A 6,460-nucleotide genomic window follows, 5' to 3' on the forward strand; every position below is an offset into this window, starting at 1 on the left:
TTACCTCGTTTTAAGCATTCAGAAGTGCATCTAGACTAGCCTGATCTTCGACGTTATGAGTTGGAAGAGTTTTATCAATTTTCTTCAAGAATCCTGACAAGACTTTTCCAGGTCCGATCTCGATGACTTCATCTACACCAAAGTCTTGAATCGTAGCAATTGAATCATAGAAACGAACCGGTTCTTTTACTTGACGGGCCAACAGTGCTTTCACATCTTCCGACTTCATGATCGTAGCTTCTGTATTCCCAACTAAAGGAAGATCAAAATCATTAAATGATACTTTTTCTAGTTCAGTCGCCAATTTTTGACTAGCAGATTCCAGTAAGGCTGTGTGGAATGGACCTGAAACATTAAGAGGAATCAGACGTTTAGCACCAGCTTCTTTAAGCAATTCCACAGCGTAATCCACAGCCGCAACTTCACCACCAATCACAATTTGTGCTGGCGTATTGTAGTTAGCTGGTGTTACTACACCCTTTTCAGATGCTTGTTGACAGATTTCTTCAATCAAACTTGGATCTGTATTCATGACAGCAACCATTTTCCCACTTCCAGCAGGAGCAGCTGTTTCCATAAATTCACCACGTTTTGCAACCAAAGCTACTGCATCTTCAAACGAAAGAGCTCCAGCCGCAACCAGGGCAGAATATTCCCCTAAAGAAAGGCCGGCAACAATATCAGGAGTGATACCATTTTCTGCTAAGAGACGATAAATGGCTACTGACGTTGTCAGAATAGCCGGTTGAGTATAGCGTGTCTGATTCAGTTTTTCTTCGTTAGAATCAATCAATTCACGCAAATCATAACCTAGAATACGACTAGCCGTATCAAAGGTCTCTTTAACAACGGGATAAGCCGCATACAAATCGCTCGCCATGCCCAATTTCTGAGCCCCTTGACCAGCAAATAAGAACGCACGTTTTGTCACTATCCTAATCCTTTCGACGTTTTTAGACGTTTACATCTGCCCAACGAGCAGCCTCTTTTTGAATTACCTTGGCTGCACCATAATAGATATCTTCTAGAATTTCAGCACAAGTTTCTTCCTTGCTTACAAGTCCAGCAATTTGACCCGCCATTACAGATCCATTGTCAACATCTCCATCAACGACGGCATTACGAAGAGCACCTGCACCTAATTCTTCAATTTCTTCTTGAGTCTTCTTACCTGCCAAGAAATCTCTTTCAGCTTGGTTATAGGCTGAAGCCAATTTATTCTTGATCGCACGAACAGGGTGTCCAACAACTGATGCTGAAACTACCGTATCAATATCTTTCGCTTTCAAGATTTTATTCTTAAAGTTTTGGTGAGCATTAGATTCTTTAGCAACCACGAAACGAGTTCCCACCTGAACAGCTTCGGCACCTAACATAAAGACAGCTGCAGCACCAGCACCATCAGCGACACCTCCAGCACCAATTACTGGAATAGAAACAGCTTCAACCACTTGACGAACCAAGGTCATAGTCGTCAATTTACCAATGTGACCTCCAGCTTCCATTCCTTCTGCAATCACTGCATCGGCACCCAATTTTTCCATCCGTTTTGCAAGGGCAACAGATGGAACAACAGGAATGACAGTGATCCCTGCTTCATGGAAACGATCCATGTATTTCCCAGGATTTCCAGCTCCAGTTGTAACAACTTTTACACCTTCTTCAATCACCAGGTCAACAATGTCATCCGCGAATGGGGACAAAAGCATGATATTTACACCAAAAGGCTTATCTGTAATAGACTTCACTTTATCAATGTTAGCCTTTACAACTTCTTTTGGAGCGTTCCCGCCACCAATGATTCCAAGACCACCGACGTTTGATACTGCTCCAGCCAAGTCACCATCAGCGACCCATGCCATCCCACCTTGGAAGATTGGATATTTAATATTCAATAGTTCAGTAATTCGTGTTTGCATTATACCTACCTCTTTTTTCGCTTAAGTAATAGTTTGAGTTTAAAAGATTGTTTCTTTGAGCCTCAAACTATTACCTAAACAAGAGAGAATATCTTTCGATACTCTCATCTATCATTATTTTGTTTTTTCTTCTACGTAAGCGACAAGGTCACCAACTGTAGACAATCCTTCTTCAGTTTCGATTTGGATGTCAAAAGCATCTTCAATTTCAGAGATAACTTGGAACAAATCCAATGAATCTGCTTCTAAATCTTCGAATGTAGATTCAAGAGTTACTTCTGATGGTTCTTTACCAAGTTCTTCAACGATAATTTCTTGTACTTTTTCAAATACTGCCATGATAGGCCTCCTTAAAAAATAATATATAAATTTTTAAAATGTGTTTCCACATGTTTAACTAGATTGTAACAAGAAGTGTGCCCCATGTCAAACCTCCACCGAATCCTGTCAGAAGAATTTTTTGACTTCCATCCATCTTGATTCGATGATTCTCGACACACTCCGATAATAGAATGGGGATACTAGCAGCACTAGTGTTCCCATATTCCATCATATTTGCTGGGATTTTCTCTCTAGAGACACCCAGTTTTTTTGACATCTTATCTAACATTCGGTCATTCGCCTGGTGTAACAGAAAATAGTCAATCTCTTCTGCTTCCATAGAGGCATCTGCTATAATTTTTTGAATACTTTTCGTGACATCACGAATAGCAAAATCAAATACTGCCCGTCCGTCCATTGTCAGATATCTTCGATCAGAAACTTCATCTGAATAAGGAGAAGACAAACCCAAATAGCAAGACTCCAGACTAGCACCTCGGCTACCATCCGTAAAAAGATTTTCAGCCAAAAACGATTTTTGATCACTCGCTTCAAGCAAGACACCACCAGCTCCATCTCCAAAAAGGACTGAAGTAGAACGGTCTGACCAGTCTAATACTTTTGAAAGCGTCTCACTACCGATCACAATTCCTCTCCGGTACATACCTGAAGAAATGTATTTTTCAGCAGTGGCTAATGCAAATACAAATCCGCTACATGCTGCAGTCAGATCAAATGCAAAAGCTCGAGTAGCTCCAATATTAGCTTGTACCCGGGCTGCAGTTGATGGCATTAAGCTATCTGGTGTAATCGTAGCGACAACGATAAAATCAATTTCCTCAGCGTCTAAGTTTGCTTTTGCTAATAATCTTTGTGCAACAATTGTTGCTAGATCTCTTGTCGTCTCATCTTTTGAAATGTGACGCCGAAGGATACCTGTCCGACTACTGATCCATTCATCACTTGTATCCATGATCTCAGCCAAATCATCATTTGATACGACTTGGTCAGGTGCATAATGAGCAACTTGACTAATTTTAGCAAAGACCATTATTTAATTTCCTCCAAGAAACGATACAGATTTTGCAATCCTTTTTGCATCACTTTCTTCTCTTCGGGACTCATATCTCCAATAATCTGGTTGACCATCCGTTTATGGAATTGCTGATGAAGACGATAAAGTAGACGACCGTTCTTCGTTAAACTCAAGTGTACAACCCGGCGATCAACTTCCGATCTTCTTCTTTCGATATACCCTTTGCGCTCAAGATTATTCAAACTTGTCGTGACAGTCCCCAAAGTCACCATCAACTCCCGTGAAATATCACTCGGGGTTGCATTCGGTGTCGAACCAATCACATCGATCGTATGCATTTCTTTAATAGAAACATCTTTGAATCGACTTGCTCTTAGACTCGACTCCTCAATAACCAAAACATTATTAAAGATGGATGTTAAATAGTCGTTAACTAATTGGTAATTCAAAACTCCACCTCCTAATTTTACTTTGATAGTCAAATTTTATCAAAAATGAAAATAATTTGCAAGCATTTTTTCACAAAACATAGAAAAATTACAAATTTATTTTCCTTTAAATTGTGGCCGACGTTTCTCAGAGTAGGCAATAACCCCTTCCTTGAAATCTTCTGTAAATGCTAGTTTCTTTTGCAAATCCAATTCAAGACCCGCATATTGGTCCCATTCTTTCAAGAATGCTTCCCAAACCATTTCTTTCATGGCAGCATAAGAATTTGAAGATCCTCTTCTTAATTTTTTAAGCAATTGCTCAACTGTTTTATCGAGTCTTTCAGATTCACAAACACGATAAGCTAGGCCATAATCAAATGCCTTTTCAGCAGTCAAGGCTTCACCCGTCATTACTAAATGAGTAGCCCGAGACATGCCAATGGCTTTTCCTAACAAGAATAACCCACCCGCATCCGGTGCTAAACCAACCCCAACAAAGGCTTGGATAAATTTAGTACGATCACTAATAATACAAAAATCAACAGCTACTGCAATGTTAGCAGCTGCTCCAGCAACCGCTCCATCTGCCACCATAATAACCGGTTTTGGCAATTGCTTGATTTTCTTTGAAATCGTATTAACTAATTCGGCAATTAAAACAAGAGACTCGATGTCATCCGCATCGACTGCGCGTTTCATTTCGCTCAAATCTCCACCAACTGAAAAGATTTTCCCTTCTGCTGATAGAATAATGAATTTTACTTCCTCATTTTTTTCTGCATCTTCCAGGGCAGCTAAAATTTCCTGACACATTGGAATGTTAAAACCATTGGATACTTCAGGACGATTTAAAGAGATTGTCGCGAGGTCGTTTTCGACAGAATACAAAATTGTTTCAAACATCACAGACTCCTTTTGTTTAAATATAAAATATTTTGATATTAAAACTTTTGAATTATAACATATCATACCACAAAAAAGTAAAATAGTAAAATATATCTATAAGATGTAACAAAATTGTAAAATTTGAATAATTACAATTTCTCTCCTCTACAGAATCAATTATTTTATGCCCTATCTGTAAATACATTGTATCAATAACTGAACTTTGGTATAATGTATTAATGAAACTATTAAGGAGAAAATATGAAAGTAACTAAATTCGGTGGAAGTTCTCTAGCATCAGCTTCTCAATTAAAAAAAGTACTTGATATCATTAAAGATGATCCAGAAAGAAGATTTGTAGTTGTATCAGCTCCAGGCAAACGCAACGCTGAAGATACAAAAGTAACAGACGCTCTGATCCGCTATTATAAAGAATTTACTTCAGATAAGGATGTCACACAAACACAACAGTGGATTATTGAACGTTATCGTGCCATTACAGAGGAATTGGGTCTCAAAGATTCTATTATTCAGGAAATTGCTGAAGATATCTATGATTTAACAAATTTACCTAAAAAAGGGAATCCATTTACATACGATGCATTCCTAGCAGCTGGTGAAAATAACAATGCTAAACTCATTGCTGCCTATTTCAATCAAAATGGATTAGAAGCAAGATATATCCATCCAAAGGAAGCAGGAATTACGGTCACTGCAGAACCTTCCAACGCTCGTATTTTACCATCTAGTTACGATAAAATTGAAGAACTAAAAGATTCAAGTGAAGTGATTGTCATTCCAGGTTTCTTTGGTGTTACTCAAGATGGCGACATTTGTACATTTTCTCGTGGTGGATCTGACATTACAGGATCGATCATTGCAGCAGGTGTAAAAGCAGACTTATACGAAAACTTTACAGACGTAAATGGTATCTTTGCAGCACATCCAGGTATTATTAAACACCCACATTCTATTCCCGAATTAACCTACAAAGAAATGCGTGAATTAGCCTATGCTGGTTTTTCAGTCTTGCATGATGAAGCACTCGTTCCAGCATACAGAGGTAAAATTCCATTAGTTATTAAAAATACAAATAATCCAGACCACCCTGGAACCCGCATTGTTTTGGAACATTCAAATGATCATGTGACTGTTGTAGGAATTGCAGGTGATTCAGGATTCGTTAGTATTAACACTACAAAATACCTTATGAACCGTGAAGTCGGTTTTGGTCGAAAAGTCCTTCAAATTTTAGAAGATCTCAATATCAGTTGGGAACATATGCCAACAGGAATCGATGACTTGTCCATCATTTTGCGTTCTCGTGAACTGACTCCAATCAAAGAACAAGAAATTTTAAAACAATTAACGCAAAAGCTCGAAGTTGACACAGCCGAAATTGAACATGATCTTTCCATCATTATGATTGTTGGTGAGAAAATGAAGAGTCAGGTAGGGGTTACCGCCACTGCAGCCAAAGCACTATCAGAAAATGAAGTAAATATTCAAATGATCTCTCAAGGTTCTAGTGAAGTTTCCATTATGTTCGTTGTAAGTAAAGATCAAGAAGAAAAAGCAATTAAAGCCTTATATCAAGCATTTTTCCCAAATAACTAAATAGAGAAAAGCTCCGTTAACTAAACGGAGCTTTAATTAACATTAAAATGAAAAGTAAAAAAAGAGATCAATTACTTGATCTCTTTTATTCTATACTCCGCCAGTAGGACTCGAACCTACGACATCATGATTAACAGTCATGCGCTACTACCAACTGAGCTATGGCGGAATAAAGCTAAGCGACTACCTTATCTCACAGGGGGCAACCCCCAACTACTTCCGGCGTTCTAGGGCTTAACTGCTGTGTTCGG

The 6,460-nt window shown here is 38.6% G+C and carries 7 protein-coding genes and 1 tRNA gene; 1 reads left to right on the top strand and 7 read right to left on the bottom strand.

Features of this window, described 5'->3' with window-relative positions; genetic code table 11:
* Positions 1-10: 10 nt before the first annotated feature.
* The 6 genes from fabD to fabM form a co-directional block, all read right to left on the bottom strand.
* Positions 11-931, bottom strand: a complete 921-nt coding sequence (fabD, locus tag GMC92_RS07205) for an ACP S-malonyltransferase (protein ID WP_049482589.1) — start codon at positions 929-931, stop codon at positions 11-13.
* Between the two features lie 22 nt (positions 932-953).
* Positions 954-1,919 (bottom strand): enoyl-[acyl-carrier-protein] reductase FabK, encoded by a 966-nt coding sequence (fabK, locus tag GMC92_RS07210; RefSeq protein WP_155200068.1) that lies wholly within the window; start codon positions 1,917-1,919, stop codon positions 954-956.
* Positions 1,920-2,033: 114 nt separating this feature from the next.
* Complete coding sequence (locus tag GMC92_RS07215; protein WP_003003892.1) at positions 2,034-2,258, bottom strand: acyl carrier protein; 225 nt, start codon at positions 2,256-2,258, stop codon at positions 2,034-2,036.
* A gap of 58 nt (positions 2,259-2,316) precedes the next feature.
* Positions 2,317-3,291, bottom strand: a complete 975-nt coding sequence (locus GMC92_RS07220; RefSeq protein WP_155200069.1) for a beta-ketoacyl-ACP synthase III — start codon at positions 3,289-3,291, stop codon at positions 2,317-2,319.
* Complete coding sequence (gene fabT, locus GMC92_RS07225; RefSeq protein WP_003003993.1) at positions 3,291-3,725, bottom strand: fatty acid biosynthesis transcriptional regulator FabT; 435 nt, start codon at positions 3,723-3,725, stop codon at positions 3,291-3,293. The genes GMC92_RS07220 and fabT overlap by 1 nt, the downstream gene beginning before the upstream one ends.
* A 96-nt stretch (positions 3,726-3,821) precedes the next feature.
* Positions 3,822-4,613, bottom strand: a complete 792-nt coding sequence (fabM, locus tag GMC92_RS07230) for a trans-2-decenoyl-ACP isomerase (protein ID WP_037608326.1) — start codon at positions 4,611-4,613, stop codon at positions 3,822-3,824.
* A gap of 240 nt (positions 4,614-4,853) precedes the next feature.
* Between fabM and GMC92_RS07235 the strand changes: the two genes are divergently transcribed.
* Positions 4,854-6,209, top strand: a complete 1,356-nt coding sequence (locus GMC92_RS07235) for an aspartate kinase (protein WP_003010473.1) — start codon at positions 4,854-4,856, stop codon at positions 6,207-6,209.
* A gap of 95 nt (positions 6,210-6,304) precedes the next feature.
* Here the strand turns inward: GMC92_RS07235 and GMC92_RS07240 are convergent.
* Positions 6,305-6,378: transfer RNA gene (locus tag GMC92_RS07240), tRNA-Asn, on the bottom strand.
* Positions 6,379-6,460: the final 82 nt, after the last annotated feature.

The sequence above is a fragment of the Streptococcus parasanguinis genome (genome assembly GCF_009717775.1).
Taxonomy (GTDB): Bacteria; Bacillota; Bacilli; order Lactobacillales; family Streptococcaceae; genus Streptococcus; species Streptococcus parasanguinis_AG.

What these genes read in the sequence shown, in the direction of transcription:
- fabK (WP_155200068.1), bottom strand. Translation starts at nt 1,919, where the DNA reads ATGCAAACACGAATTACTGAACTATTGAATATTAAATATCCAATCTTC.
- GMC92_RS07215 (WP_003003892.1), bottom strand. Translation starts at nt 2,258, where the DNA reads ATGGCAGTATTTGAAAAAGTACAAGAAATTATCGTTGAAGAACTTGGT.
- GMC92_RS07220 (WP_155200069.1), bottom strand. Translation starts at nt 3,291, where the DNA reads ATGGTCTTTGCTAAAATTAGTCAAGTTGCTCATTATGCACCTGACCAA.
- GMC92_RS07235 (WP_003010473.1), top strand. Translation starts at nt 4,854, where the DNA reads ATGAAAGTAACTAAATTCGGTGGAAGTTCTCTAGCATCAGCTTCTCAA.